Raw genomic sequence first — 26,474 nt, forward strand, 5'->3', positions numbered from 1 at the left:
ATAATTTCCTGAATGGGATCAACGCGGGAGCGGCTGGTGCCGTCCATGCCGGGCAGCGTGCTGTGGGGCCGGCTCGGCCCGCTGCTGGTCGCCGGGTTCGGCGCGATCCTGCGCTTCGCCGACCTCGGGCGGCCGCACGCGGTCATGTTCGACGAGACGTACTACGCCAAGGACGCGTTCGCGCTGCTCACCTTCGGCGTGGAGCGCAAGGCGCTCGGCAGCGCCGAGGACCCGGTCGCCGACCGCCTGCTCGTCGCCGGGGACACCCGCATCTGGGAGACGTGCACGCCCCCGGACGCCGACCCCTGCCCGCTCTTCGTGGCCCACCCGCCGCTGGGCAAGTGGCTGATCGCGGCCGGTGAGCAGCTCTTCGGCATGAACCCCTTCGGCTGGCGGTTCGCCGCGGCCGCGGCCGGGGTGCTGTCGATCCTGATCCTGGCCAGGACGGCCCGGCGGATGACCCGCTCCACCCTGCTGGGCTGCCTGGCCGGGCTCCTGCTGGCCCTGGACGGCCTGCACTTCGTGCTCTCCCGGACGGCGCTGCTCGACGTCTTCCTGATGCTCTTCGTGCTGGCCGGGTTCGCCTGCCTGGTGGTCGACCGCGACCGCATGCGCGCCGGACTGGCGGACTGGTACGGCTCCTCCCCGCTGAGCGAGCGGGGGCCGTGGCTCGGCATGCGCCCGTGGCGGATCGCGGCCGGGACCATGCTGGGCGCCGCCTGCGCGGTCAAGTGGTCCGGGGTCTTCTTCCTGGTCGCCTTCGCGGTCATGTCCCTGGTCTGGGACGCCGGCGCCCGCCGCGCCGTGGGCCTGCGCAGGCCGTACCTGGGGGCGCTGGACCGGGACGCGCCCACCGCGCTGCTGGCCATGGCGCTGGTCCCCGCCGTCGCCTACGTCGCCTCCTGGGCGGGCTGGTTCGCCTCGCCGAACGGCTGGGGGCGCAACTGGGGCCAGGCCACCTCGCAGGGGCCGTTCTTCTTCGTCTTCGACTCCCTCCGATCCTGGCTGGCCTACCACGTGCAGGTGCTCGGCTTCCACAGCGGCCTGTCGACCCCGCACGACTACCAGTCCGAGCCGTGGGAGTGGCCGCTGCTGCTGCGCCCGGTGGCGTTCCACTGGGAGACCCCGCAGAGCGGGTGCGGCGCCGACCGGTGCGCGCAGGCGGTGCTCGGGGTCGGCACCCCGGTCATCTGGTACGGCGCGCTCGCCGCGCTCATCGCGATGATCGCCTGGTACACGGCCGCCCGCGACTGGCGGGCCGGGGCCGTGCTGGCCGCCTGCGCCGCGGGCTGGCTGCCCTGGCTCTACTACGCGGTCGCGGACGACCGGACCATGTACCTGTTCTACGCGCTCCCCGTGGTCCCGTTCATGATCCTGGCGATCGTGCTCGCCGCCGGGCTGGTCGTCGGGCGCGCGGACGCCCCGCCCAACCGCAGGGCGGTGGGGGCCGCGCTGGCCGGCACGTTCGCGCTGCTCGTGCTGGCCAACTTCTGGTGGCTCCACCCGGTGCTCTCGGCGGAGGTCATCCCCTACGAGGAGTGGTGGCGGCGGATGCTGACGCGGGGGTGGGCAGGGCCCGGCTGAGCGGGCGGGGCCGCCGGACCCCGTGGCGCAGCGAGATCGCCGCGGCGAGGCACGCCAGCGGCACCGCGGGCAGCAGGTAGCGGTAGTCGAACTCGGCGGTCGCCGCCGGGGCGAGGATGAGGCCGAAGGCGGCCAGCCAGGGCAGCAGCACCGGCCCGCCCAGCGTGCGCCGGCGCGCCGCCACCCCGGCCAGGCCGACCAGGAGCAGGGCGCCGAGCACGATGCCCGGCAGCCGGACGACCCGCTGGTAGCCCTGCATGAAGGAGGCCCACGGGTCGTGGACGTCGGTGCCGACCACCCGCTGCTTCTCGCTGATCACCGCGGTGGGCAGGCCCGGATCGTAGGCCTGCGCGTCGCGGTCGGTGGTGCTCCCCTTCGGGGACGACCAGACGGGCAGGACCTTGGTGTCCGGCGGGAACTCGTACTGCAGGTAGGTCTTGGCGTCGGGGAAGCGCGGCCGGCCCCAGTGGAAGGCGCGGAAGAAGTCGCCGGCCACGAGCGCCAGGTAGTCGCCGGGCTGGGAGAGGATGGCCCGCTTGGCGAACTCGCCGGCCGTCCGGTTCATCTCGGGGGTGAACGTGGCGCCCGTCCCGAAGGCGTGGAAGCGCTGGCCGTTCTCCGCCCACCACAGGTACTTCTGCCCGGAGAAGTGGCGCTGCTCCGGCGGGTCGCTGATGCACAGCAGCGCCAGCTCCAGCTCCGTGCGCTTGTCGACGCCCATCTTCGTGCAGTCGGCGAACAGCGCGGTCCGCATGTAGAGGATCGCGCCGTCGCTGTTGGTCATCGCGAAGGGGCCGTGCGCCGAGGCGAACCAGGCCATGTAGCCGGCCACCGGGATCCCGCACGCGGCCACCATGGCCGCGATCGGCTTCCATCCGGCGCGCTTGACCAGCATGTAGACCGCGACGAGCGCGAGGATCGGCAGGCCGATCGAGCGGGTCAGCGCGGTGAGCGCGAGCAGCAGCCCGATCACCGCGCCGAGCTTCCAGGTGACCGTGCGGTGCCAGAGCACCAGCGTGACGACGCCCACGACCAGCAGCATGAACATCGTGTCGGACATGATCATGTGCTCGAGCTGGATCTGGTAGGCGTCGAACAGCACCGGCACCGCCGCCAGCGTCGCGGCCCAGCCCGGCAGCCGGAACCGCGCGTACAGCAGCGCGTAGACCAGCGCCGCCACGCCCAGCCCCATCAGGTGCTGGGTGAGCGCGACCAGGCCGAAGCTGTGGAAGGGGCGCAGCAGCAGGAGCCAGAAGGAGTAGCCGTTCGGGCGCAGGGCGCTGGGCCGGTCGGGGTTGACCGCTCCCGAGACGTACTCGTAGGAGTCGTTGAACCACAGCGCGGGGCCGTACCCGAGCATGGTGACCAGGCGGAGCAGGAACGCCGCCGCCAGGACGGCGGCGAAGACGCGATGGCGGCGCAGGAACATCAGCACCCGGGCCTTCCTGCCGGCCGGGGGTGTGTCCAGGCGTGGTCGATCCGCGACGGTCACCATGCATTACAGAATGCCAGCCGTTTGGCCGAGACGACGCGGGCACCTGAAGGTAGGGGGCATCATGGTGGGATTGCCTGTGCTGTGACTGAAGGGTTCGAGACGTGGAACTGACCGTGGTCATGCCCTGCCTCAACGAGGCGGAGACCGTGGAGACCTGCGTGCGCAAGGCCCTGGCCTGCATGCGCGAACACGGCATCGACGGGGAGGTGCTGATCGCCGACAACGGCAGCACCGACGGCTCGCAGCAGCTCGCGCGCGACGCCGGGGCCAGGGTCGTGCACATCGACGCCAAGGGGTACGGCAACGCCCTCATCGGCGGCATCCGCGCCGCCCGCGGCACGTACGTCATCATGGGCGACGCCGACGACTCCTACGACTTCACCGCGCTGCTGCCCTTCGTGGAGCAGCTGCGCGACGGCGCCGACCTGGTGATGGGCAACCGGTTCAAGGGCGGGATCGCGCCGGGCGCCATGCCCCCGCTCCACCGCTACCTGGGCAACCCGGTGCTCTCCTTCATCGGCAGGCTCTTCTTCCCCAGCGCGATCGGCGACTTCCACTGCGGGCTGCGCGGTTTCCGGCGCGACTCCATCCTGCGGCTGGGCCTGCAGACCGGCGGCATGGAGTTCGCCAGCGAGATGGTGGTCCGCTCGACCCTGGCCGGGCTGGACGTGCGCGAGGTCCCCACGACCCTCTCGCCCGACGGCCGCTCCCGCCCGCCGCACCTGCGCTCCTGGCGGGACGGCTGGCGCCACCTGCGCTTCCTGATGCTCTACAGCCCGCGCTGGCTGTTCTTCATCCCCGGTCTGGCCCTGATGACCCTCGGCCTGGTCGCGGGCACCCTGCTGACCTTCGGCCCGGTCTACATCGGCAAGCTCGCCTTCGACGTCGACACGCTGGTCGGCGCCTCCGCCATGGTGGTGATCGGCTTCCAGGCGGTGCTGTTCGCCCTGTTCACGAAGGTGTACGCGGCCGAGGAGGGCTTCCTGCCCGAGGACCGGCGGGTGCGCAGGCTCGTCGACATCGTGACCCTGGAGAAGGGGCTGGTCGCCGGCGGCCTGCTGGCCCTGGCCGGTCTGGGCGGCCTGGTCGCCTCGCTGGTGCACTGGCAGACGCGCAGCTTCGGCCCGCTGATCCCGTCGGAGTCGCTGCGCATCGTCGTGCCCTCGGCGACGGCGCTGATCGTCAGCTTCCAGACCATCCTGGCCTCGCTGTTCATCAGCATCCTCGGCATCCGCCGCACCAAGGAGACGCCCATCGACGTGGCCGCCTCCGCCGCCGAGGAGGCCGCCGAGGCCGTGACCCGGGAGCGCCAGAGCGCGCAGGCCCGGGAGGGCGAGGACGAGGCGGAGCAACGGGAGGCCAGCACCGCCTGAGGCTCCCGCGGCCGGCCGGCCGCGGGCGGATCCGGCCGTGTCGCGGGTAGGCACAGGATCCACAGGCGACCGGCACTAGGCTTAGGGCCATGTCCCAGCAGTCCCAGCACATCCTGACCGCGGTCGCCTGGCCCTACGCCAACGGCCCCCGCCACATCGGGCACGTCTCCGGGTTCGGCGTGCCGTCCGACGTCTTCAGCCGCTACCAGCGGATGGCGGGCAACAAGGTCCTGATGGTCTCCGGGACCGACGAGCACGGCACGCCCATCCAGGTCCAGGCCGACAAGGAGGGCCTGGGCGTCCGGGAGGTCGCCGACCGCTACAACCGGGTGATCGCCGAGGACCTCACGGCCCTGGGGCTCTCCTACGACCTGTTCACCCGGACGACGACCGAGAACCACTACGCCGTGGCGCAGGAGATCTTCAAGGGCCTGCACGCCAACGGCTACATCTTCCCGAAGACCACGATGGGCGCGATCTCGCCGTCCACCGGCCGCACGCTGCCCGACCGCTACATCGAGGGCACCTGCCCGATCTGCTCCTACGACGGCGCCCGCGGCGACCAGTGCGACAACTGCGGCAACCAGCTCGACCCGATCGAGCTGGTCAACCCGGTCAGCCGGATCAACGGCGAGACGCCGGTCTTCGTGGAGACCGAGCACTTCATGCTCGACCTGCCCGCCTTCGCCGAGGTGCTCGGCACCTGGCTGCAGTCCAAGCAGGGCGAGTGGCGGCCCAACGTGCTGAAGTTCTCCCTCAACCTGCTCGGCGACCTGCACCCGCGGGCGATCACCCGCGACCTCGACTGGGGCGTGCCGATCCCGCTGGAGGGCTGGAGCGACCAGGCCAACAAGCGGCTCTACGTCTGGTTCGACGCGGTCATCGGCTACCTCAGCGCCTCCATCGAGTGGGCCCGCCGCTCCGGCGACCCGGACGCCTGGCGGCAGTGGTGGCAGAACCCCGAGGCCCGCGGCTACTACTTCATGGGCAAGGACAACATCGTCTTCCACTCGGAGATCTGGCCGGCGCTGCTGCTCGGCTACAACGGCCAGGGCGCCCGCGGCGGCACGGCCGGCCCGCTCGGCGCGCTGAACCTGCCCTCCGAGGTCGTCTCCAGCGAGTTCCTGACCATGGAGGGGCGCAAGTTCTCCTCCTCCCGCCAGGTCGTCATCTACGTGCGCGACTTCCTGGAGCGCTACGACGCCGACGCGCTGCGCTACTACATCGCGGTCGCCGGGCCGGAGAACCAGGACACCGACTTCACCTGGTCGGAGTTCCTCAACCGCAACAACGGCGAGCTGGTGGCGGCCTGGGGCAACCTGGTCAACCGCTCGATCTCGATGGCCGCCAAGAACTTCGGGGCCGTCCCCGAGGCGGGTGAGCTGACCGACGCCGACCGCGCCCTGCTGGCCAGGTCCCGCGCGGCCTTCGCGCCGGTCGGCGCCGAGCTGAACCGCTCCCGGTTCAAGAACGCGGTCACCGAGGCGTTCGACGTCGTCCGCGACGCCAACCGCTACCTCGCCGAGCAGGAGCCCTGGAAGATCAAGGACGACCCCGAGCGGGTCAAGTCCATCCTGCACGTCGCCCTGCAGGTGGTCGACGACGCCAAGACCCTGCTCACCCCGTTCCTGCCCAACTCCTCCAACAAGATCCACGCGATGCTCGGGGGAACCGGCCTCTGGTCGGGCATGCCGGAGCTGCAGGAGGTGGAGGAGGGCGGCCGGAGCTACCCGGTCATCACCGGCTCCTACGAGGGCGGCGCCCGCTGGGAGTCCACCCCGATCCGGCCCGGCACCCCGCTCGCCCCGCCGACCCCGCTGTTCCGCAAGCTCGACCCCAAGATCGTCGATGAGGAGCTCGCCCGCCTCGGCGAGTAGCCCGCGGGAGCCGTACGGCCCCAGCCGCCCTTGCCGGGCAGCACGTCGACTGCGGCCAACCGCCCGGACTATCCAGGTCCGGGCGGTTTTTTATGGCCTCGGCTGCGAGAAACGCCCCATTACCTCATGATATTCATGAAGTCGTCCTATGAAAATCGCCTTGTCATCCTGTGAATTTCATAGTCTGACCTCGCTATCGTGGGTACATGAGCCGACTGATTCCCCGAGCGATCGAGCCTCTCCTGCACGAGCTCGCCTCCGGGCTGCGGATCGTCATCGTCAACGGGCCGCGACAGTCGGGGAAGACCACGCTCCTCCGGCAGGCCCACGCCGTGCGCGGCGGGCAGTACGTGACGTTGGACGATGAGAAGACGCTGGCCGCCGCGTTGGAGGATCCGGTCTCCTTCGTCAGGGGAAGGCCACGGCCGCTCATCATCGATGAGATCCAGCGGGGTGGCGACAAACTCGTGCGGGCCATCAAGATGGCCGTGGACGAGAGTCGAGACCGTGGCCAGTTCATCCTCTCAGGGTCCAGTAAGTTCCTCACCATCCCCACACTCTCCGAGTCGTTGGCGGGACGCGCCGGCTTCCTCGACCTGTGGCCCCTGTCGTTGTCCGAGCGAGTGGCAGGGCCGATCGACTTCATCGAGCGGGTCTTCGAGGAGCCGCAGTCGCTGATCGGGGCGCGATCGGAATGGAGCCGCGAGGACTACCTTGAAGCGATCATCCGAGGCGGCTATCCGGAGACGTTCCCACTCAAGTCGGACCTCGCGAGGTCCAGATGGTACGAGGGGTATGCGTCGACGATCCTCAACCGTGACATCACCGACTTCGCGCAGGTGCACCACGTCGGAAGTCTTTCCCGGCTTCTCGTCCTGATCGCTGCGCGGGCCGGGAGCCCCGCTGTTCTGGCGGACCTGGCCCGCGACGCCGATCTGGGGAGGGACACCGTGCGCAACTACCTGAGCTACCTGAACATGGTGTTCCTCACCAACGACCTTCAGGGGTGGGCGGCGAATCTGAACACCCGGGCGGCCAAGACCCCGCGCACGTACATCACCGACTCGGGACTGGCCACCCAGCTTCTCTCCGTGACGCGTGCCAAACTGCGCACCCCCGGACACAGGGCGCTGGGAGGGCTGCTCGAGACCTTCGTGGTGGCAGAGCTGACCAAGCTCAAGGCCATGAGCCTGAGCCGCGTCGACCTGTACTTCTACAGGGACAGCAACGACCATGAGGTGGACATCGTTCTGGAGAGTCCTCGCGGTGAGGTGGTCGCCATCGAGGTGAAGGCCAGCGTCTCTCCCGGGCTCGGGGCGGCCAAGCATCTGGTGTGGCTGAGGGAGAAGCTGGGAGACCGGTTCGTGGCCGGAGTGGTCCTCCATCTGGGAGAGCAGGCGCTCTCCTTCGGGGACCGGATTCTCTCGCTGCCGGTGTCGGCCCTGTGGGGACACACTCGTCTGCCGGGCTATACAGATTGACGGGTCACCTTATGATTTTCATGGGTCAGAAGCGTGATCTTCATGGGATGAGCTAACGATTTTCAGCTACGTCAGCAGGGTTTTCAGCTGTTGCGCGTCCGGTTGATGGACTATGGCCCGCTCTCGATGACGCGGTAGCGGAGAGTGGGAGAAAGTGGTCGGTTGGAGGGCCGGAGGCAAGCCGGCAGGACGTCGGAGTCGGCTTGGCGGTGTTCCACGGGCCGGCCGCCTCACTCGACGGGATCGTTCCGCCGGCCGTCGTCGGTCCCGTCGAGATCGCCCTGCCCTGGTCGCCCCTCAGCGCTGGGTGGGGGTCTGGTTCACGTCACGCCGGTAGGCGTAGTGGATGAGCCCTTTGTGGAACTTGCCCACCTTGTCGTACAGCGCGCGAGCCGGGGCGTCTTCCAGCGTGTTCCAGTAGAGGCCTGGGAAGCCGCGCTCCTTGGCATCCCGCGCCACCCACTCGATCACCGCCGTCGCGATACCCTGCCGCCGGACTTCCGCATCCACGAAATCAGCGGTGGGCTGCCTGATTTTCAGCTGGTGCAACCGCTGATTTTCAGGCACTATGACCGTCATTTTTCAGGAAGCGCTCCGGGACTCCGGGGCCGGGGCCGGGTCGGTGCTCAGGGCTCGGTGGCCTGCCGGGTGGAGCGCCGGTGAGAAACGCGGCGGTGGGTTCTCACGTTCTGTGGAGAGACGCTCTCAGGACACCCGCCGGCCGGCTGGCGGTAGGTTGGGCCGTGTGACCACGATGCCCGCCGCGCCGGAAGCGCTGACCAGCGAAGTCTTCGACAGCCACTGCCACCTCGACATCATGGTGGGCAACCGCCAGGCGTCCTCGGGTGATCCCGTGGCGCAGGCCGCGCAGGCGGCCGGGGCGAGTGTGGAGAAGATCCTCGAGGAGTCCCGGGCGGTCGGGGTGACCCGGCTGGTCACGATCGGCTACGACCTGGCCTCCTCGCGGTGGAACGCCGACGTGGCCAGAATCCACCGCGACGTCTACGCCGGGGTGGCGATCCACCCCAACGAGGCGCACGCCGCGACCCCCGAGGTCCTGGCGGAGATCGAGGAGCTCGCGGGCGAGCCCCAGGTCAGGGCGGTCGGGGAGACCGGCCTCGACTACTACCGCGACTGGGCCTCCAGGGACGACCAGCACGCCTCCTTCCGGGCGCACATCGAGATCGCCAAGCGGACCGGCAAGGCCCTGGTCATCCACGACCGGGAGGCCCACGACGACGTGCTCCGCGTGCTCGCCGACCAGGGCGCGCCCGACGCGGTGGTCTTCCACAGCTACTCCGGTGACGCCGAGATGGCCGAGAAGTGCGCCGAGGCCGGCTACTTCATGTCCTTCTCCGGCCCGGTCACCTACAAGAACGCCGGCTACCTTCGCGAGGCGGCCCGGGTGGCGCCCAGGGAGCTGATCCTGGTCGAGACCGACGCGCCCTACCTGCCGCCCATGCCGCACCGGGGCAAGCCGAACGCGCCCTACCTCATCCCGCTGGTCGTGCGCTGCCTGGCCGAGGTCAAGGGCATGGAGGCCGGCGAGCTGACCGCCGCGATCAGCGCGAACGGGGAGCGGGCCTTCGGGGCGTGGTGAGCCGCCGGGCCGGGAGCGCCACCGGGAGGCCGTGACCGGCCCGCCCGGTCTCAGCGGGTCCGCCGGCGGGTCTCGGCCGGGCCGGCGGTCTCCCGCCGGCCCGGCGCGTTCCGCGAGGTTCAGCCCGTGGCGGAGCCGAAGTCGGCGGAGCCGCCGCGGTCGAGGGCGGGGACCTTCCCCGCTCCGGGGGCGGCCGGGGTCGCCGCGCCGTCGTTGCGGCCCAGCAGCGTCACGCCTCCCGACGTCCCCCGGTCGGGGGCACCGGCGACGATCTTGTTTCCGCTGGCCGCCACCGACCAGCCGAAGCGCTCGCCGGGCCCGGTCCCGTCGACCACCCGGGCCCGGCCGGAACCGCCGCCCACCGGGAACAGGCTCACGCTGCCGCGCTGGTCCGGCCCGCGGAACGGGACGCCCACCACCAGCCGGAGCTCCCCGCCCTCGGAGAAGGCCACCGCGAAGCCGTACCCGTCGCCCGCGACACCCTCCCGGCCCTGGCCGAACGTGGGCCCCGGGGTGATCTCCGCCGTGCTGGAGGCCTGGAAGAGCTGGACCACGCCGGAGTCCTTCACCGACTCGCCGTCGCCGAGCGGCGCGCCCACGGCCAGGTAGGAGGTGTCCCCGTCCTCCCCGTAGGCGAGGGCGTAGCCGAACCGGTCGCCGGCGTCGGCCTCGGTGATCTCACGCAGGTCCCACTTCTTGCTGACCTGCTTCCCCCGGTTCTTCCGCACGTCGAACAGGACGCCGATCGCCCCCGAGTCGAGCTTCCCCTCGCCGGCCTGCACGCCCGTCCCGTCGTCGTTCTCGTACGGCAGGCCGATCGCGAGGTCGAGCTCGCCCGCCGTCCCGCCCAGTCTGCCCAGCTCCACCGCCCAGCCGAACATGTCGCCGACCTCGCTGTTGCCGGTGACCCCGTCTGTGCTCTGGGAGATCTTCCAGGGCCGGTCCAGGGCCGAGGTCTCGAACAGGTGGGCCGCGCCGGAGTCGGCCACCCCGTCGACGTTCTCGTGCGGCGCCCCCACCGCGACCAGGGGGCCCCGCGCGGCCAGGGACCAGCCGAAGTGGGCGTCGGCCTCCGGCTCGGCGGCGGTCAGCCGGACGGGGTCGCGCGGGGTCCCGCCGTACACCACGTAGGCCGCCCCGGCGTCCTCCCCGGCCGGCAGGTCGGCGTACGGCGCGCCGACCAGCAGGTCGGCGCAGCGGTCGCCGTCGATGTGGACCAGCCGCACCGACCAGCCGAAACCGTCTCCGGCGGCGGGCCCGGGAGCGGTCACGACCGCCCCCTCCCCGCTCCGGCCGGACAGCACGTGCACGGCTCCCGCGCCGTTCACGGTCTCCGCGCCGTCCGCGCCCGCCACGTCCGCGAACGGGTCGCCGACCACGGCGTCGTCCACCCCGTCGCCGTCGAAGTCGCTCTCGCCCGCCGAGGCGCAGGGATCGGGGGCCGCGGCGACGGGGACGGCGGAACCGGGGACGGGGGCGCCCGCGGGCAGCACGGGGAGCGCCGCGGCGAGGAGGAGGGAGAGCAGGAACCTCATGACAGCCTCACCTCGATCTCCCCGCCGCCCTCGACCACCCGGCCGGTCAGCCGGGCCGGGGTGCGCGCCGGGGGCAGGTCGTAGACGAACTCGCCGTCGACCCTGCCGCCGGGGGTCAGGGCGGTCGGCAGCTCGGGAGCGAGCGCTCCCGGATCGTGGGAGACGCCCCGGTCGTCCACCAGGGTGAGCGGGGTGCGGGCGAGCGGGACCAGTTTTCCGCCGGTGTTGACCAGGATCCAGCGGACCACGCAGAACCGGCCGCGTTGCGGTGTGGCGCCCCGGTAGGAGGCCAGGCCGCAGGCCGGAGCGCGGGGGATGATCAGGTGCGGGTCCTCCACGGGGGAGCCGAGCGCGATCCGCCGGCCGACGTCGGTGTTCCCGGCGGGAGCGGAGGCGCCCGGCGAGGGCGTCGCCCGCCCGGCACCGTCACCGCCGGTGTTGGCCAGCACGACTCCTGTCACCGCCAGCGCCGCCACCGCGGCCAGCCCGGCGATCATCCAGCGCCGCCGCTCCCGGCCGGGAGCGGCGGCGCCCGGGGAAGGGGCGCCGGGAAGCGGGGGGCGGACCCCCTGGCCCGGTGGACCGCCTCCCGGTGCCGGCGCGGGGGTCCCGGGGGCCGCGGCACGCGCTCCCGCGCCGGCCTGCGGGGCCCCTGCCCCGTCTCCGGGCGGGGAGGGGAAGAAGGTGGATCCGGTCTCCGGGAGCGGGAGCGGGCCGGGCGCCGGGGTGGCGCCGCCCGGCGGCAGGGTCCCGGACGCCGGGGAGGCGCCGCCCGGACGGGTGCCGGCCCCGGACTCTCCCGGGGAGGTGTCGGACGTCCATGGATACGGGGGCGGCGGGGTGTCCGCCTCCGCGCCGAGCGTGCCGATGGCGCCGAGCGTCTGGGTGGAGTCGGGCTCGACGTTGGGCGGCGGCTGCCACGACTCGCCGAGCAGGTCGGTGGCGACCAGCGTGGGCGGGTCCACCCGGAGCTGCGGGGACGGGCCGCCGGACGGGGCCGCGATCCCCCCGCCGACCAGGGCGATCAGCAGGTCCTGCGCGGTCGGGCGCTGGTAGGGGTCCATCGCGGTGGCGCGGCGGGCCAGGTCGTTCAGCGGCGCCGGGAGCGCGCCGAGGTCGGGCGGGCTGTTGAGCAGCCGCGTGGCCATGGTGATCATGTCGCCCCGGCCGTACGGGTGGCGGCCGTTGCCCGCGTAGGCGACCAGGCAGCCCCAGGCGAACACGTCGGCCGCCGGGGTGATCTCCTGGCCGCGCACCTGCTCGGGGGCCCACCAGCCGGGGCTGCCGAGCACCTCGCCCGACTTGGTGAACCCGGAGGTGGAGTCCAGCGCGCGGGCGATGCCGAAGTCGATCACCCGCGGCCCGGACATGGACAGGATCACGTTGGCGGGCTTGAGGTCGCGGTGGACCAGCCCCGACACGTGGATGGCGGCCAGCGCGGCGGCCACGCCGAGGGCGACGCCGTGCAGCGGCCCCGGTTCGAGCGCGCCGTGCTCGGCGATCTGGCGGGAGAGCGGGGTGCCCGCGATGTACTCGGTCACCATGTACGGCCGGCCGTCGCCGGCGTTGCCGTTGTCGAGCACCTGGGCGGTGCAGAAGGAGGCCACCCGCCGGGCGTTGTCCACCTCCGCGTGGAACCGGGCGGCGAAGCCGTCCTCGATCGCGAACTCCGCCTTGACCACCTTGACCGCCACCGGCCGCCCGGTCGGCGCCAGCGCCATGTAGACGGTGCCCATGCCGCCCTCGCCGAGCCGGCCGAGCAGGCGGTACGGCCCGATCTGCTCGGGATCGCCGGGCCTCAGCCCTCCGACACCGGCCTGGTTCACGTTCTCTCCACGGGGGGACTCCCCTTCCTCGCCGACCGTCCCCCGAGGGCTAACGGTATCCACAACGGAACCTCCCGTGTCCATGATGCGTCGCCGCATGGCGTTCGATGCGGGAAACTTGTCGGATGACGTGGGAAGAGGGAAAGTGATCGAACGCGGCGGGCGGGCCCCCGGGCAGGGTATCCGGGCGAGTGCCGGTTCCGAGCCGTCGGGCGGGGAACAATCATGAGCCTGCTGGGGCCGGTGGAGATACGTAATTTGGCGGAGAAGCTGGATATCCGGCCGACCAAGAAGCTCGGGCAGAACTTCGTGATCGACGGCGGCACGGTCCGCCGGATCGTCCGGGTCGCCGGGCTCCGCCCCGACGACGTGGTCATCGAGGTCGGGCCGGGCCTGGGCTCGCTGACGCTGGCGCTGCTGCCCGAGGCCCGCGCGGTGGTCGCGGTGGAGATCGACCCGGTCCTCGCCGCCCAGCTCCCGCTGACCGTCGCCGAGCGCGCCCCGGAGCTGGCCGGGCGGCTCACCGTGGTGCTCGCCGACGCCATGCGCGTCCGGCCGGAGGAGCTGCCGGAGCACCGGCCGACCGCGCTGGTGGCCAACCTGCCCTACAACGTCTCGGTGCCGGTGGTGCTGCACCTGCTGGAGACCCTGCCCTCGCTGCGGAACGTGCTGGTCATGGTGCAGTCGGAGGTGGCCGACCGGCTGGCCGCCGTACCGGGGTCGAAGATCTACGGCATCCCCTCGGTCAAGGCGGCCTGGTACGCCGACGTCCGCCGGGCGGGCCCCGTCGGCCGGACGGTCTTCTGGCCCGTCCCCAACGTGGACTCCGGCCTCGTCGCGATGACCCGCCGCGAGCCGCCGGCCACCGGGGCCGCCCGTGAGGAGGTCTTCGCGGTCGTGGACGCCGCCTTCGCCCAGCGGCGCAAGACCCTGCGCGCCGCCCTGGCCTCCTGGGCCGGTACGGCCGCCGCCGCCGAGCACGCGCTGCGCGCGGCCGGGGTCGACCCGTCGGCGCGCGGGGAGCAGCTCACGGTCGAGGATTTCGCCCGGATCGCCGAGAACCGCCCGTAGTGTACGGGCGCCGCCCACGGGGTGCGGCTACCGCCCGCGGGATGCGGCGCCGGTCCGGCGGCGTGGGCGGGAAGGCGGTCCCGTTACGATCGGACACCGTGAACGACGAGTGTTCCGAGGGGAATCCATGGACTCCGTGACCGTCCGCGTTCCCGCCAAGGTCAACCTGCAGCTGGCGGTGGGGCCGCTCCGCGACGACGGCTACCACGACCTGGTGAACGTCTTCCACGCCGTCTCGATCTTCGACGAGGTGACGGCCGTCGCGGAGACCGGGATGAGCGTCCGGGTCGAGGGCGAGTCCGCCGACCAGGTGCCCGAGAACGACGACAACCTCGCCATCCAGGCCGCCGTCGCGCTGGCCCGGCACGCGGGCCGCTCGTACGGCGTGAGCCTGGCGATCCGCAAGGCCATCCCGGTCGCGGGCGGCATGGCGGGCGGGAGCGCGGACGCCGCCGCGGCGCTGGTCGCCTGCAACGAGCTCTGGGGGCTCGGCCTGCCGGTCGAGGACCTGATGGAGATCGCCGCCGACCTCGGCAGCGACGTGCCGTTCGCGCTGCTGGGCGGGACCGCGGTCGGCACCGGCCGGGGCGAGCGGCTGACCCCCCTGGAGGTCGGCGGAAGGTTCCACTGGGTCCTCGCCCTCGCCGACGGAGGCCTGTCCACGGCGAAGGTCTACGGAGAGTGCGACCGCGTCCGCGCGGAGGGCGGCGAGCAGGTCGCCGCGCCGCGGACCAGCGAGGCGCTGCTGGCCGCGCTCCGCGCCGGCGACGCCAAGGCGCTCGGCGCCGAGCTCGCCAACGACCTGGAGCCGGCCGCCCTGTCGCTGCGCGGCTCCCTGGCCCGCACCCTGGACGCCGGCCGCGCGCACGGCGCCCTGGGCTCCCTGGTTTCCGGCTCCGGTCCGACCTGCGCCTTCCTGGCCGAGTCCGAGGCCCACGCCGCCGCCCTGGCCGCCGCCCTCACGGAGGCGGGCGTCGCCCGCGACGTCCTGACCGCCCACGGCCCGGTCCCCGGCCCCACGGTGGTGTGAGCGCCGGAGTGAGCGCGTGCGGTCGTTGGATACCCTTGTCCCACGATGAATCTGGTCAACCTTGAGTCGGTCTCCCACTCCTACGGTCCCAAGCCGCTGCTGAAGGACGTCTCCCTCGGCATCGAGGCGGGCGACCGCATCGGGGTGGTCGGCCGCAACGGCGGCGGCAAGACGACGCTGATCTCGGTGATCGCCGGGGAGCTCAAGCCCAACGCCGGGCGGGTCACCCACAACCGGGGCCTGCACGTGGGCGCCCTCTCCCAGGGCGACGACCTGGACCCGGCGCGCTCGGTGGCCGACATCGTCCTCGGCGACCGGGCCGAGCACGAGTGGGCCGGTGACGCGGGCGTCCGGGAGATCCTCGCCAATCTGCTCGGCGACATCGACCTGACGGCCCCGGCGGGGAGCCTGTCGGGCGGCGAGCGCCGCCGTACGGCCCTGGCCAGGCTGCTCATCGGCGAGCACGATCTGATCATCCTCGACGAGCCCACCAACCACCTCGACATCGAGGCCATCGACTGGCTGGCCAGGCACCTGTCGGCGCGGAAGACCGCGCTGGTGGTCGTCACGCACGACCGGTGGTTCCTGGACGCGGTCTCCACCCGCACCTGGGAGGTCGTCGACGGCGCGGTCGAGCGCTACGAGGGCGGTTACGCCGCCTACGTGCTGGCCAAGGCCGAGCGCGCCCGGATCGCCGCGGCCTCCGAGGCCCGCCGCCAGAACCTCATGCGCAAGGAGATCGCCTGGCTCCGGCGCGGCCCGCCCGCCCGCACCTCCAAGCCCAAGTTCCGCATCGAGGCCGCCCAGGCGCTGATCGCCGACGAGCCGCCGGCCCGGGAGAGCGTCGAGCTGGTCAAGTTCGCCGCCGCCCGGCTGGGCCGTACGGTCTACGACCTCGAGGACGTCACCCTGCACGCCGGGGGGCCCGGCCAGGGCCCGCTGGTGCTGGACCACTGCACCTGGCAGTTCGGCCCCGGCGACCGGATCGGCCTGATCGGCGTGAACGGCTCGGGCAAGTCCTCGCTGCTGCGGCTGCTCGCCGACACCGTCCGGCCCGACTCCGGCAAGGTGGTGCGGGGCAGGACCGTCCGCCTGGCCCACCTGTCGCAGGAGCTGACCGAGCTCGACCCCGCCCGGCGGGTGCTGGAGACGGTCGAGGAGGTCCGCAAGTTCATCCAGGTCGGCAAGAAGGAGTGGACGGCCTCCCAGCTGCTGGAGCGGCTCGGCTTCAAGGGCGAGGCGCAGTGGAAGGTCGTCGGCGACCTGTCCGGCGGCGAGCGCCGCCGGCTGCAGCTGCTCCGGCTGCTCATGGACGACCCCAACGTGCTGCTGCTCGACGAGCCGACCAACGACCTCGACATCGAGACGCTCAACGAGCTGGAGGACCTGCTCGACGGCTGGCCGGGCACGCTGATCCTGGTCAGCCACGACCGCTACTTCCTGGAGCGGGTGGCCGACCGCTGCGTGGCCCTGCTGGGCGACGGCAGGCTCTCGATGCTCCCCGGCGGCGTGGACGAGTACCTCCAGCGGCGTGCCGCGGGCGGGGCGCTGTCGGCCCGCGCGGCCTCCGTCTCCGGCACGGGTCCCGGTACGGCCGCCGCCCCCGCGACCGCCGCCCCGGCGGCGGAGCCCGGACTGTCGGCCAAGGAGGAGCGCGAGCTGCGCAAGGAGCTCTCCCGCCTGGAGCGCCAGCTCGACAAGCTCGGCGGCCGGGAGGCCAAGCTGCACGACTCCATGGCCGCGGCCGCCGCCGACTACGGCCGCCTGGCCGAGCTGGACGCCGAGCTCAAGACCGTCCGGGCGGAGAAGGAGACCGTCGAGGCCGAGTGGCTGGAGGTCGCCGAGCGCCTCGGCGAGTAGCGCGCCGCCCCCGAGGCGGGGCGCTCGTGCGGCGCGGCGTGGAACGGACCCAGGACGAGGGCCGGTCCGTTCCCGGTCGTCCCGGACCCGGATCTCCTCCGTCCGGAGGATTGCCTCTGTGTATTCTATCTGTTAGATATATCTAACAGAGAGAAGGAGGTGCCGATGGCACGGCGGAGCCAGACGGAGACGGCGGTCCTGGGGGGCCTGAGCATGCACCCGATGACGGCCTACGCGCTGCGGGAGGCCATCCGGGACGTGCTCGGGCATTTCTGGAGTGAGAGCTTCGGGCAGATCTACCCGACGCTCAACGCCCTCGAACAGCAGGGCCATGTGGAGCGCCGCGAGGGACCGCGCTCCGGCTCGTCGACCTTCGTCATCACCGAGTCCGGCACCGCGCGCCTGCGCGAGCTGCTGAGCGAGCCGATCACGGCGGCGCCCCCGCGCAACGGGCTCCTGCTGCGCCTGTTCTTCGGCCGGGTCCTGGGCGCGGAGAAGTGCCGGGAGCTGCTGCTGGAGGCGAAGGCGGACGCGGAGCGGAGCCTGGCCGAGTACGACCACCTGGCCCGCACGCTCTCCGCCGAGGAGGAGGGCTCCGCGGACCTGCCCTACGTCCTGATGACGGTCTCCGCCGGCAGGCACGACGCCGAAGGCGTCCTCGCCTGGATCGGCGAGGCCCTCGCCCTGCTCGGAGACGCCCCCGCGAACGACGCCCCCGCGAACGGAGAATCATGATGACCGCACCGGCCGACGTCACGGCCGCCACGGAGCGGCGCCGTCCCCTCTCGCGGCTCCGCGCCCGGATCAACTTCGCCGTCTTCTCGGCCGTCGCCGTCGGCGGCGGCTGGCTCTTCGCCGCCATGGACCGGGCGACAGGGGAGGCCGTCGGCACCGGGAGCGTGACCTCCACCAGCGGCGGCACGAACGGGCAGGGGCTGTGGATCGCCGTCCCGGCGCTGACCGCGCTCGCCCTCCACTTCCTCAGCCGGGACGGCGCCGGGCCCCTGGGGCTCACGCCGCGCTTCGCGGGCCGTGTCCGCTGGTTCGGGTTCGCGGCGGGGTTCTCGCTGGTCACGACCGCCGTCGCGGTGGCGGCGGCCGCCGCCACCGGCGTCGCGACGTTCTCCGCCGCCCCCTCGGCCGGCGCGCCCTCCCTCCCCGTCGCGTTCGCCACCACGCTCGGCTTCCTGGTGGTCAAGAACCTGCTGGAGGAGTTCATCTTCCGCGGTTACGGCACCCGCACCGCGATGGCTCTGGGCCTGCGCGGCGTCGCCCCGCACCTCCTCGTCGGGCTGGTGTGGGGGCTGTGGCACCTCCCGCTGTACACGGTCTGGATGTCCCAGGAGGACTTCCGCCGGTCCACGTCGCTGCCGTGGGCGCTGTACCTGCCGTTCTTCTTCGCGGGCATCATGGCGCTGTCCGTCCTCTACGGCGAGATGCGCGTGCGGACCGGCTCGATCTGGCCCGGCGTGGTGCTCCACACGGTCAGCAACGCGCTGGTGACCCCGCTCCTGCTCAACGGCCATGTGAGCTACGAGGGGCACGGCGACGCGCTGTTCGGCCTCGCCCCGAACTCGGTCGTCTCGGTCCTCCTCTTCGGCGGGGCGGGACTCCTCCTCCTGCACCGCCGGAACCGGGACGCGGGCGCGCTCGGGCGACCGGTTCGTTCTTGATCGCGTTTAGGGCCGGAGGATCGGGCAGAGTGCCTTAGTGCGCTCCGGTGTCGGTCGCGTCAAAAGGGATGAGTAGCGTGCGCAGCAGGCCCGCCAGGGCCTGCTGTTCATGCTGTCCGAGGCCGGACAGCAGCTCGCGCTCGCGGCGGAGCAGGTCGGCGAAGGCGTCGTCCACGCGCTCGCGCCCGGCCTCGGTCAGCGAGACCAGGACGCCGCGCCGGTCCTCCGGGTCCGGGCGGCGCCGTACGAGACCGGTGGCGGCGAGGCGGTCGATGCGGTTGGTCATCGTCCCGGAGGTGACCAGGGTGGCGCGGAGCAGGGCCCCCGGACTCAGCTCGTACGGCTTGCCGGCCCGGCGCAGGGCGGTGAGCACGTCGAACTCCCAGGTCTCCAGGCCGTGTTCGGCGAAGGAGGCCCGGCGGGCGCGGTCGAGGTGGCGGGCCAGGCGGGAGACGCGGCTGAGCACCTGGAGCGGCTCGACGTCGAGGTCGTCGCGCTCCTGCCGCCAGGCCGCGACCAGGCGATCGACTTCGTCCTCGGCGCGGTCGGGGTGGTGCGGGGTCATGACACGCAGTCTAGCTTTCTTGACATCGAGATATATCCGGGGATATCAATTATCTTGATGTCAAGAGATATGTGGGACCCAGCGAGTTACGGCCGCTACGCCGACGAGCGGGCGCGCCCGTTCTTCGACCTCGTCGGCAGGATAGCCGCCGAGAACCCCTCCTACGTCGTCGACGCGGGCTGCGGCACCGGAGACCTCACCGCGGAGCTGGCCAGGCGCTGGCCCGGGGCCGAGGTGCACGGCTTCGACTCCTCGCCCGCGATGGTGGACAAGGCGCCCGCGGGGGAGCGGCTCTCCTTCTCCGTCGGAGACGTCACGCAGTGGGCGCCCGGCCGCCCGGTGGACGTCCTGGTCTCCAACGCCGTCCTGCAGTGGGTTCCCGAGCACCGGGAGCTGCTGCCGCGCTGGGTGGAGGCGCTCGCCCCGGACGGGTGGCTCGCCTTCCAGGTGCCGGGCAACTTCGACGCCCCCAGCCACGTGATCCTGCGCGACCTGTGCCGGACGAAGTGGCTCGAATGGCTCGGGGACCTGGTCCGGCACGAGCCGGTGGGCACCCCGGCGGAGTACCTGGAGCAGCTCGCCGCCCTCGGCTGCGCGGTGGAGGCCTGGGAGACGACGTACCTGCACGTGCTGCCGGGGGAGAACGCCGTGCTCCACTGGGTCGGCGGCACCGCCCTGCGCCCCGTGATCGACCGCCTGCCTCCCGCCGAGCGCAACGAGTTCCTCGCCGACTTCGCGGCCCTGCTGGACGACGCCTACCCGCGCAGGCCGTACGGGACGGTCTTCCCGTTCCGGCGGATCTTCGTCGTGGCGCGCAAACCGGCGCTGGACGGGTAGGGGAGGAGCAATAAATACTGCGAGAACACAGTAGATATCTGGGCAAATGGGGTAGACCTGTGGCGCTAGAGATCGAAGACAAGTTCGACGTCCCGGCGGACTACGAGCTGCCGGACCTGTCGGATCTGCCTGGTTGCGACGAGGTCACCGGCCCCCGCTCCCACCAGCTCGTCGCGATCTACTTCGACACCCCCGACCTCCGGCTCGCCGCCCGCGGCATCACCCTGCGCCGCCGCCGGGGCGGCACCGACCCCGGCTGGCACCTCAAACTGCCCAAGGCGAAGGGCGTCCGGCAGGAGATCACCCACCCGCTCACCCGGAGCATCAAGATCGTCCCGCCCGAGCTGGCCGACCTCGTCCTGGCCTTCACCCGGGGCGCGCCCCTGGTCGCGGTCGCCGAGCTCGACACGCGCCGCTCGGTGACCGTGCTGCGCAACGGCGCCGGAGTGGCGCTGGCCGAGATCGCCGACGACCGGGTCAAGGGCACCGTGCTCGGCGACGAACCGCACGTCGAGCGCTGGCGCGAGGTCGAGGCCGAACTCGCCGAGGGCGACGAGCAGCTGCTCGCGAAGGTCGGCAAGCGGCTCCGCAAGGCCGGGGCGAGCCCCGCCGCGTCGGCCAGCAAGCTCGCCCGCCTGCTCGGCGCCGCCCGGGAGATCCCCCGGATCGAGACCGCCAGGACGGGCAGGGGCAGCGCCGGAGAGGTCGTCGTCGGCTACCTCTCCGCCCAGGTCGCCGCGGTGCTCTCCCAGGACCCCCGGGTACGGCGGGCGGAGAAGGACGCCGTCCACCAGATGCGCGTGGCCTGCCGCAGGCTGCGCAGCGCCCTCAAGTCGTTCAAGGCGGTCCTCAAGGACACCGGGACGCTCCAGGACGAGCTCAAGTGGCTGGGATGCATCCTCGGCGAGGCCCGCGACCTGGAGGTCATCCGGGAGCGGTTCGCCCGCGCCCTCGACGACCTGGACCGCGACTCGGACGGCGAGCTGATCGCGGGCCCGGTGCGCGCCCGGCTCGGCTCCGACCTGATCGACGACGAGCACGAGGCCTACGAGCGGATCAGGCAGGCGCTCGGCGGCGAGCGGTACTTCGCCGTGCTCGACGCCCTCGACGACCTGGTCGCCGGGCCCGCGCTCACCAAGGCCGCCGCCAAGCCCGCCGCGACCCTGGAGGCCGTCGCGGCCAAGAGCTGGCGCCGGGTCGTCCGCGCCTACAACGCCGCCCAGGAGATCGCCGACCCCGGCGAGCGCGAGACCGCGACGCACGAGGTCCGCAAGGCCGCCAAGCGCGCCCGCTACACCGCCGAGGTGCTCGGCATGCCCAAGCTCGCCAAGCGGGCCGAGGCCGTGCAGGAGGTGCTGGGCCTGCACCAGGACGGCGTGGTGGCCCAGGAGCGGCTGACCGGCGAGGCCGGGCGGGCCCGGCGGGCCGGAGAGGACACCTTCACCTACGGTGTGCTGACCGGCATCGAGCGGGCCCGGGCCGCCCGCGCCTACCAGGACTTCCCCCGGGTGTGGAAGAAGACCTCCAAGGCGGTCTCCAAGCTCCTGTGAAGGCCGGCGGGGACCCTGCGGGCCCCCGCCCGGCGGCCTCCCCCCGCGCTCAGGTGGTGTAGCGGTCCATTCCGACGACCCGGCCGCCGGCGTGGTGCAGGACCAGGAACGCGCCCTTGCGCAGGTGCGCGTCGCCCGGACGGCCGATCACCTTCTTGATCAGGCCCGGGAGCACCTTGCCGTGGCTGCACAGCACCGCCGCGCGGTCCGCCGCCAGCGCCTCGTGGAGCAGGCGCAGCGAGGCGCGCGGATCGTGGCCGGTCTCCGCGAGCAGGCGCTCCCGGCGGATCTCCAGCCCGGCCCGCGCGGCGTACGGCTCCAGCGTCTGCACGCAGCGCAGGCTCGGGGAGCTGACCAGCTCCGCCGGGCGGTAGCCGTACAGCGCCTCCGCCAGCACCTCGGCCTGCGCGGCGCCCGTCCCGTCCAGCGGGCGGAGGTCGTCGTCGCCGCGCCACTCCTGGCGCGATCCGGCCGAGCCGTGCCGGACCAGGAGCAGCGGAGTGGTCGCCAGCGGGAACGCGGCGAGCGCGCGCAGCAGCCCGGCGTCCCACTCGTAGGTCAGCCGCCGCCGGGCCTCCTCCAGGGGCAGCCAGGCGACCTCGTCCACCTCCTCGACCGCGGTGTACGGCTCGCCGGAGACCGCGCGGGCCAGCCAGTAGTCGACCCGCTTGAGCCGCCTGCCCTTCATGTAGTGGACCGGCGGGAGCGACCGGCCGAGCACCGCGGTGATCCCCGTCTCCTCGGCCACCTCGCGCAGCGCCCCGCCGATCACGTGCTCACCGGGCTTCAGCTTGCCCTTGGGAAAGGTCCAGTCGTCGTACTTCGGCCGGTGGACCAGCGCGATCTCCGGCGCGGACTCCGGACCCCGCCACAGCACCGCCCCGGCGGCGCGGATCATGCCGGCCGGGCGCACGTCCAGATCAGTCATCGATGGTCCTCCACCTGCGAGTGCCGATCAGGTGGCTCTGCAGGTCGTCGCCGCCGTGCCGGGTCCAGGACCCGTCCGGGTTGAGCCACCACGTGGTCGTGTTCTCCGACATCGCCCGGTCGAGCAGGTCGCTGAGATAGACCCGGTGCTGCTGGCTGACCACCTTGACCAGCGCCTCCACCCGCCGGTCCAGGTTGCGGCGCATCAGGTCGGCGCTGCCGATCCAGACCTCCGGCCTGCGGCCGTGGCCGAACTCGTAGATCCGCGAGTGCTCCAGGAACCGGCCCAGCACGCTCCTGACCCGGATGTTCTCCGACAGCCCCGGGATGCCCGGCCGGAGCGTGCACACCCCGCGCACCCACAGGTCCACCGGCACGCCCGCCTGCGACGCCCGGTAGAGGGCGTCGATGACCGGCTGGTCCACCAGGGAGTTCGTCTTGATCCGGATCCTGGCCGGGCGGCCCGCCTCCTGGTGCGAGATCTCCCGCTCGATCCTGGCCAGCAGCCCGCCCCGGAGCGAGTGCGGGGCGACCAGCAGCCGCCGGTAGGCCGAGTGGTTGGAGTACCCGGTCAGGTGGATGAACAGGTCAGTGACGTCCTCGCCGACGAGCGGGTCGGCGGTCAGCAGCCCCAGGTCCTCGTACATCCGGGCGGTCTTCGGGTTGTAGTTGCCCGTGCCGATGTGGCAGTAGCTGCGCAGCTCGCCGGAGGGCTCCTGCCGTACCACCAGGGCCAGCTTGCAGTGCGTCTTCAGGCCGACCACGCCGTAGACGACGTGGCACCCGGCCCGCTCCAGCTTGCGCGCCCAGCTGATGTTGGCGTGCTCGTCGAACCGCGCCTTGATCTCCACCACCACGACGACCTGCTTACCCGCCTCGGCCGCGTCTATCAGCGCGTCCACGATCGGCGACTCGCCACTGGTCCGGTAGAGCGTCTGCTTGATGGCCAGCACGTCCGGGTCGGCGGCGGCCTGCTCGATGAAGCGCTGCACGCTCGTGGCGAACGAGTCGTACGGGTGGTGCAGGAGCACGTCCCGCTCGCGCAGCACCGCGAAGATGTCGTCCTCGACGTGCACGACCTCCGCGGGCACGAAGGGGCGGAAGCTCAGCTCCCCCCGGTCCAGGTCGGCGATCGCGTGCAGCCCCGTGAGGTCCAGCGGGCCGGGCAGCCGGTAGATCTCGTGCTCGGCCACGCCCAGCTCGTCCACCAGCAGCTCCAGCACCCCGGGCGAGATGGTGTCCTCCACCTCCAGCCGGACCGGCGGTCCGAACCGCCGCTTGAGCAGCTCCTTCTCCAGCGCCTGCATGAGGTTCTCGGTGACGTCCTCGTCCACGTCCAGGTCCTCGTTGCGGGTGACCCGGAAGACGTGGTGCTCGACGACCTCCATGCCCTTGAAGAGCTGGCCCAGGTGGGCCGCGATCACGTCCTCCAGGGGGACGAACCGGTTCTTGGACGCCGCGACGAAGCGGGGCAGCCGGCTGGGCACCTTCACCCGGGCGAACACCGTGTGGCCGGTCGAGGGGTTGCGCACGGTGACGGCCAGGTTCAGCGAGAGGCCGGAGATGTACGGGAACGGGTGGGCCGGATCGACGGCCAGCGGCGTCAGCACCGGCCGGATCCGCTCGCGGAACAGCTTGCGCATCTCCGTGCGCTCGTCACGGCCCAGGTCGTCCCAGCGGACGACCTCGATGCCCTCGGCGGCCAGTTGCGGGCTGACCCGCTCCTGGAAGCAGGTCGCGTGCCGCTGCGCCAGCTCGTCGGCTATCGCGGCGATCCTGGCCAGTTCCTCGCGGGGCTTGAGGCCGCTCTTGGTGCGCAGCAGCAGGCCGGTGGCCATCCGCCGCTTCAGGCCGGCCACCCGCACCCGGAAGAACTCGTCCAGGTTGCTGGCGAAGATCGCCAGGAACCTGACCCGCTCCAGCAGCGGCAGAGCCGGATCCTCCGCCATCTCCAGGACACGTTGGTTGAACTGGAGCCAGCTCTCCTCGCGGTTGAGGAAGCGTTCCTGTGGAAGGGGCGACCCTTCTGGGGCGGAGTGCACGGGTTCGACGGACATAGTGACCACAATGCCCGCTTTTGTTGAACGGAACGTTAATTTCGGCTCAACGGGCGCTGTTGCTTACTCGGTCGTGCGAAGTTTTTCCTGGACCGTATCCCGGTCGGCCAGCTTCGCCTGCCGTGCGGCCTCCCGCTCGGTCCTGATCCGGAGCTTCTCCTGCTCCTTCAGCTCGCGCTCGCGGGCCCTGTCCCGCTCCCGCTGCAGCTTCTCCTGCTCCTTCAGCTCGCGCTCGCGGAGCCTCTCCTGCTCCTTCAGCTCCCGCAGCCGCGCCTTCTCCTGCTCCCGCGCCAGCTTCTCCGCCTCGCGCTGCTCGCGCTCGCGGAGCTTCTCCCGCTCCCGCAGCTCCTTCTCCGACGGACGCGGTGCGGGCACCGGGCGCCGCTCGTCGGCGGCCCGGGAACCGGCGGTCAGCCGGGGCCGCGGGTCCAGGCCGGTCAGCCCGTTCCACGCCAGGTTGACCAGGTGCGCCGCGACCTCCTCGCGGGGCGGCCTGCGCACGTCCAGCCACCACTGGCCGGTCAGCGCCACCATCCCGACCAGCATCTGCGCGTACATCGGCGCCAGCTTCGGGTCGTAGCCGCGCCGTACGAACTCGTCGACCATGACGTCCTCGACCTGGCTGGCGATGTCGTTGATCAGGCTGGCGAAGGTGCCCGTCCCCGAGGCCGCGTGCGAGTCGCGGACCAGGATCCGGAAACCCTCGCTGTTCTCCTCCACGTAGGCCAGCAGGGCCAGCGCGGCCCGCTCCAGCTTGACCAGCGCGTGCGAGGCGGACAGCGCCTCGGTCACCATGCCGAGCAGCTTCTGCATCTCCCGGTCGACGACGACCGCGTAGACGCCCTCCTTGCCGCCGAAGTGCTCGTAGACCACGGGCTTGGAGACGTTGGCGGTCGCCGCGATCTCCTCGACGGACGTGCCGTCGAACCCCTTCTCGGCGAACAGGGTCCGGCTGATCTGGATCAGCTGCTCCCGGCGCTCCTTGCCGGACATACGTCGTCGAGGTTGGCTCACACGTCCCATAATGACGTCACCCCCCGACGAAAGGGGAACGCCGCCGGTCCGGAGCGGCGGGGCGGACGGGGGAGGCCCGCCCGGAGCCGGTGTCGCGAGGGCCGTCGCCGCGGCCCCCGCGGAGTGGTCAGACATCGGCCCGGTCAGACATTGACGCGCTTCGCCGCCAGCCGCTCGGGGGTCGGCCAGCGCACGTCGTAGGCCCAGCCGAGCCTCTCGAAGATGCGGATGACGCCGGCGCTGATGTCGATCTGGCCCTTGAGGGCGCCGTGGCGGGCGCAGGTCGGGTCGGAGTGGTGCAGGTTGTGCCAGGACTCGCCGAACGACGGGATGGCCAGCCACCACACGTTGCGCGACTTGTCGCGCGACTCGAAGGCCTCCTCGCCGAAGACGTGGCAGATGGAGTTGATCGACCAGGTCACGTGGTGCAGCAGCCCGATCCGGATCACCGTGCCCCAGAAGAAGCCGGTCGCCATGCCCCACCACGACCAGGTCAGCAGCCCGCCGAGCAGCGCCGGGGCGACCAGCGAGGTGATCGCCAGCACCGGGAACCACTTGTGCAGCTTGATGATGTCAGGGTCCTTGACCAGGTCCGGCGCGTACTTCTCCCGGTTGGCGCGGGTCGTCTCGAACAGCCAGCCCATGTGGGCCCAGAGCAGCCCCTTGGCCATCGACCAGAAGCCCGGCCCGAACCGCCACGGCGAGTGCGGGTCGCCCTCCTTGTCGGAGAACTTGTGGTGCTTGCGGTGGGTCGCCACCCAGTCGAGCACCGACATCTCCAGCGAGATGCTGCCCGCGATGCCCAGGGCGAGCTTCAGCGGGCGCTTGGCCTTGAACGAGCCGTGCGTGAAGTAGCGGTGGAAACCGACGGTGACGCCCAGACCGGAGACCACATAGAAGACGGCCGCGATCGCGACGTCGGTCCAGCCGAGCCCCCAGCCCCATGCGAACGGGACCGCGGCGATCAGCGCGATGATCGGCGTCGCCACGATCACGCCGAAGGTGATGAGCTCGGGGACGGTCTTCGGCTCCGGGTCGATGTCGGGCTTGGGTCCAGGGGCAGAGCGTTCCGTGATGACTGTCATGCGCTACCTCATGAGGTTAGGAAGAGGATGGACC

Annotated in this window: 21 protein-coding genes; 12 read left to right on the forward strand and 9 right to left on the reverse strand. The window is 72.1% G+C overall.

What is annotated here, in order from left to right; translation table 11 throughout:
- The first annotated feature begins 12 nt into the window (after window positions 1–12).
- Entirely contained in the window at window positions 13–1,584 is a 1,572-nt protein-coding gene (locus FHS22_RS09720; RefSeq protein ID WP_184940328.1) for a dolichyl-phosphate-mannose--protein mannosyltransferase, read from the forward strand.
- On the opposite strand, the gene FHS22_RS09725 is transcribed toward FHS22_RS09720, so the two are convergent.
- Window positions 1,523–3,079, reverse strand: a complete 1,557-nt coding sequence (locus FHS22_RS09725; protein WP_260407821.1) for a hypothetical protein — start codon at window positions 3,077–3,079, stop codon at window positions 1,523–1,525. The two genes, FHS22_RS09720 and FHS22_RS09725, sit on opposite strands and share 62 nt — an antisense overlap.
- Before the next feature lie 101 nt (window positions 3,080–3,180).
- On the opposite strand from FHS22_RS09725, the gene FHS22_RS09730 reads away from it, so the two are divergent.
- The 3 genes from FHS22_RS09730 (at window position 3,181) to FHS22_RS09740 (ending at window position 7,810) form a co-directional block, all read left to right on the forward strand.
- Window positions 3,181–4,452, forward strand: a complete 1,272-nt coding sequence (locus FHS22_RS09730; RefSeq protein ID WP_184940330.1) for a glycosyltransferase — start codon at window positions 3,181–3,183, stop codon at window positions 4,450–4,452.
- A gap of 89 nt (window positions 4,453–4,541) precedes the next feature.
- Entirely contained in the window at window positions 4,542–6,329 is a 1,788-nt protein-coding gene (gene metG, locus FHS22_RS09735; RefSeq protein WP_184940332.1) for a methionine--tRNA ligase, read from the forward strand.
- A gap of 206 nt (window positions 6,330–6,535) precedes the next feature.
- A complete protein-coding gene (locus tag FHS22_RS09740) occupies window positions 6,536–7,810 on the forward strand; it encodes an ATP-binding protein (RefSeq protein ID WP_184940334.1) in 1,275 nt (424 codons plus the stop codon).
- A 297-nt stretch (window positions 7,811–8,107) separates the two neighbouring features.
- Here FHS22_RS09740 and FHS22_RS09745 read toward each other — a convergent pair whose 3' ends face one another.
- Window positions 8,108–8,359 carry a GNAT family N-acetyltransferase gene (locus FHS22_RS09745; protein WP_260407822.1) on the reverse strand — a complete coding sequence of 84 codons (252 nt, stop codon included), beginning with the start codon at window positions 8,357–8,359 and terminating at the stop codon, window positions 8,108–8,110.
- Between the two features lie 205 nt (window positions 8,360–8,564).
- Here FHS22_RS09745 and FHS22_RS09750 point away from each other — a divergent pair, with 205 nt between their 5' ends.
- Window positions 8,565–9,410 (forward strand): TatD family hydrolase, encoded by an 846-nt coding sequence (locus FHS22_RS09750; RefSeq protein WP_184940744.1) that lies wholly within the window; start codon window positions 8,565–8,567, stop codon window positions 9,408–9,410.
- A gap of 119 nt (window positions 9,411–9,529) precedes the next feature.
- Here the strand turns inward: FHS22_RS09750 and FHS22_RS09755 are convergent, their stop codons facing one another.
- Complete coding sequence (locus FHS22_RS09755; RefSeq protein ID WP_184940336.1) at window positions 9,530–10,945, reverse strand: FG-GAP repeat protein; 1,416 nt, start codon at window positions 10,943–10,945, stop codon at window positions 9,530–9,532.
- Window positions 10,942–12,771 carry a serine/threonine-protein kinase gene (locus FHS22_RS09760; RefSeq protein WP_338047685.1) on the reverse strand — a complete coding sequence of 610 codons (1,830 nt, stop codon included), beginning with the start codon at window positions 12,769–12,771 and terminating at the stop codon, window positions 10,942–10,944. Before FHS22_RS09760 ends, FHS22_RS09755 begins: the two co-directional genes overlap by 4 nt.
- A gap of 225 nt (window positions 12,772–12,996) precedes the next feature.
- On the opposite strand from FHS22_RS09760, the gene rsmA reads away from it, so the two are divergent.
- The 5 genes from rsmA (at window position 12,997) to FHS22_RS09785 (ending at window position 18,405) form a co-directional block, all read left to right on the forward strand.
- Window positions 12,997–13,842 carry a 16S rRNA (adenine(1518)-N(6)/adenine(1519)-N(6))-dimethyltransferase RsmA gene (gene rsmA / locus FHS22_RS09765; protein ID WP_184940337.1) on the forward strand — a complete coding sequence of 282 codons (846 nt, stop codon included), beginning with the start codon at window positions 12,997–12,999 and terminating at the stop codon, window positions 13,840–13,842.
- A gap of 127 nt (window positions 13,843–13,969) precedes the next feature.
- Window positions 13,970–14,872, forward strand: coding sequence for a 4-(cytidine 5'-diphospho)-2-C-methyl-D-erythritol kinase (locus FHS22_RS09770; RefSeq protein WP_184940339.1), 903 nt, complete (start codon window positions 13,970–13,972; stop codon window positions 14,870–14,872).
- Window positions 14,873–14,917: 45 nt separating this feature from the next.
- Window positions 14,918–16,732 (forward strand): ABC-F family ATP-binding cassette domain-containing protein, encoded by a 1,815-nt coding sequence (locus FHS22_RS09775; RefSeq protein WP_184940341.1) that lies wholly within the window; start codon window positions 14,918–14,920, stop codon window positions 16,730–16,732.
- Window positions 16,733–16,897: 165 nt separating this feature from the next.
- The gene (locus tag FHS22_RS09780) at window positions 16,898–17,467 is read left to right on the forward strand and encodes a PadR family transcriptional regulator (protein WP_184940342.1); all 570 of its coding nucleotides are present in this window, start codon (window positions 16,898–16,900) and stop codon (window positions 17,465–17,467) included.
- On the forward strand, window positions 17,464–18,405 hold the full coding sequence (locus FHS22_RS09785; RefSeq protein ID WP_184940344.1) for a CPBP family intramembrane glutamic endopeptidase: 942 nt from the start codon (window positions 17,464–17,466) through the stop codon (window positions 18,403–18,405). Before FHS22_RS09780 ends, FHS22_RS09785 begins: the two co-directional genes overlap by 4 nt.
- 34 nt (window positions 18,406–18,439) lie before the next feature.
- Here FHS22_RS09785 and FHS22_RS09790 read toward each other — a convergent pair whose 3' ends face one another.
- Window positions 18,440–18,970 (reverse strand): MarR family winged helix-turn-helix transcriptional regulator, encoded by a 531-nt coding sequence (locus FHS22_RS09790; protein ID WP_184940346.1) that lies wholly within the window; start codon window positions 18,968–18,970, stop codon window positions 18,440–18,442.
- A gap of 69 nt (window positions 18,971–19,039) precedes the next feature.
- On the opposite strand from FHS22_RS09790, the gene FHS22_RS09795 reads away from it, so the two are divergent.
- Both FHS22_RS09795 and FHS22_RS09800 read left to right on the forward strand, forming a co-directional pair.
- Window positions 19,040–19,807 carry a trans-aconitate 2-methyltransferase gene (locus FHS22_RS09795; RefSeq protein WP_184940747.1) on the forward strand — a complete coding sequence of 256 codons (768 nt, stop codon included), beginning with the start codon at window positions 19,040–19,042 and terminating at the stop codon, window positions 19,805–19,807.
- 59 nt (window positions 19,808–19,866) lie between these two features.
- Entirely contained in the window at window positions 19,867–21,357 is a 1,491-nt protein-coding gene (locus FHS22_RS09800) for a CYTH and CHAD domain-containing protein (RefSeq protein ID WP_184940347.1), read from the forward strand.
- A gap of 49 nt (window positions 21,358–21,406) precedes the next feature.
- Here the strand turns inward: FHS22_RS09800 and FHS22_RS09805 are convergent, their stop codons facing one another.
- From FHS22_RS09805 to FHS22_RS09820, 4 genes are all read right to left on the reverse strand, one after another.
- Window positions 21,407–22,285, reverse strand: a complete 879-nt coding sequence (locus tag FHS22_RS09805) for an NUDIX hydrolase (RefSeq protein ID WP_184940349.1) — start codon at window positions 22,283–22,285, stop codon at window positions 21,407–21,409.
- The gene (locus tag FHS22_RS09810) at window positions 22,278–24,341 is read right to left on the reverse strand and encodes an RNA degradosome polyphosphate kinase (RefSeq protein ID WP_184940350.1); all 2,064 of its coding nucleotides are present in this window, start codon (window positions 24,339–24,341) and stop codon (window positions 22,278–22,280) included. Before FHS22_RS09810 ends, FHS22_RS09805 begins: the two co-directional genes overlap by 8 nt.
- 63 nt (window positions 24,342–24,404) lie before the next feature.
- Entirely contained in the window at window positions 24,405–25,355 is a 951-nt protein-coding gene (locus FHS22_RS09815; protein WP_377296098.1) for a TetR family transcriptional regulator, read from the reverse strand.
- Window positions 25,356–25,498: 143 nt separating this feature from the next.
- Complete coding sequence (locus tag FHS22_RS09820; RefSeq protein WP_184940352.1) at window positions 25,499–26,440, reverse strand: acyl-CoA desaturase; 942 nt, start codon at window positions 26,438–26,440, stop codon at window positions 25,499–25,501.
- Between the last annotated feature and the right edge of the window lie 34 nt (window positions 26,441–26,474).

It is taken from the genome of Thiemannella venezuelensis, assembly GCF_014203605.1.
Classification (GTDB): domain Bacteria; phylum Actinomycetota; class Actinomycetes; order Streptosporangiales; family Streptosporangiaceae; genus Planomonospora_A; species Planomonospora_A venezuelensis.

What these genes read in the sequence shown, in the direction of transcription:
- FHS22_RS09720 (WP_184940328.1), top strand. Translation starts at nt 13, where the DNA reads ATGGGATCAACGCGGGAGCGGCTGGTGCCGTCCATGCCGGGCAGCGTG.
- FHS22_RS09725 (WP_260407821.1), bottom strand. Translation starts at nt 3,079, where the DNA reads ATGGTGACCGTCGCGGATCGACCACGCCTGGACACACCCCCGGCCGGC.
- metG (WP_184940332.1), top strand. Translation starts at nt 4,542, where the DNA reads ATGTCCCAGCAGTCCCAGCACATCCTGACCGCGGTCGCCTGGCCCTAC.
- FHS22_RS09740 (WP_184940334.1), top strand. Translation starts at nt 6,536, where the DNA reads ATGAGCCGACTGATTCCCCGAGCGATCGAGCCTCTCCTGCACGAGCTC.
- FHS22_RS09750 (WP_184940744.1), top strand. Translation starts at nt 8,565, where the DNA reads ATGCCCGCCGCGCCGGAAGCGCTGACCAGCGAAGTCTTCGACAGCCAC.
- FHS22_RS09755 (WP_184940336.1), bottom strand. Translation starts at nt 10,945, where the DNA reads ATGAGGTTCCTGCTCTCCCTCCTCCTCGCCGCGGCGCTCCCCGTGCTG.
- rsmA (WP_184940337.1), top strand. Translation starts at nt 12,997, where the DNA reads ATGAGCCTGCTGGGGCCGGTGGAGATACGTAATTTGGCGGAGAAGCTG.
- FHS22_RS09770 (WP_184940339.1), top strand. Translation starts at nt 13,970, where the DNA reads ATGGACTCCGTGACCGTCCGCGTTCCCGCCAAGGTCAACCTGCAGCTG.
- FHS22_RS09775 (WP_184940341.1), top strand. Translation starts at nt 14,918, where the DNA reads ATGAATCTGGTCAACCTTGAGTCGGTCTCCCACTCCTACGGTCCCAAG.
- FHS22_RS09780 (WP_184940342.1), top strand. Translation starts at nt 16,898, where the DNA reads ATGGCACGGCGGAGCCAGACGGAGACGGCGGTCCTGGGGGGCCTGAGC.
- FHS22_RS09785 (WP_184940344.1), top strand. Translation starts at nt 17,464, where the DNA reads ATGATGACCGCACCGGCCGACGTCACGGCCGCCACGGAGCGGCGCCGT.
- FHS22_RS09790 (WP_184940346.1), bottom strand. Translation starts at nt 18,970, where the DNA reads ATGACCCCGCACCACCCCGACCGCGCCGAGGACGAAGTCGATCGCCTG.
- FHS22_RS09795 (WP_184940747.1), top strand. Translation starts at nt 19,040, where the DNA reads ATGTGGGACCCAGCGAGTTACGGCCGCTACGCCGACGAGCGGGCGCGC.
- FHS22_RS09805 (WP_184940349.1), bottom strand. Translation starts at nt 22,285, where the DNA reads ATGACTGATCTGGACGTGCGCCCGGCCGGCATGATCCGCGCCGCCGGG.
- FHS22_RS09810 (WP_184940350.1), bottom strand. Translation starts at nt 24,341, where the DNA reads ATGTCCGTCGAACCCGTGCACTCCGCCCCAGAAGGGTCGCCCCTTCCA.
- FHS22_RS09820 (WP_184940352.1), bottom strand. Translation starts at nt 26,440, where the DNA reads ATGACAGTCATCACGGAACGCTCTGCCCCTGGACCCAAGCCCGACATC.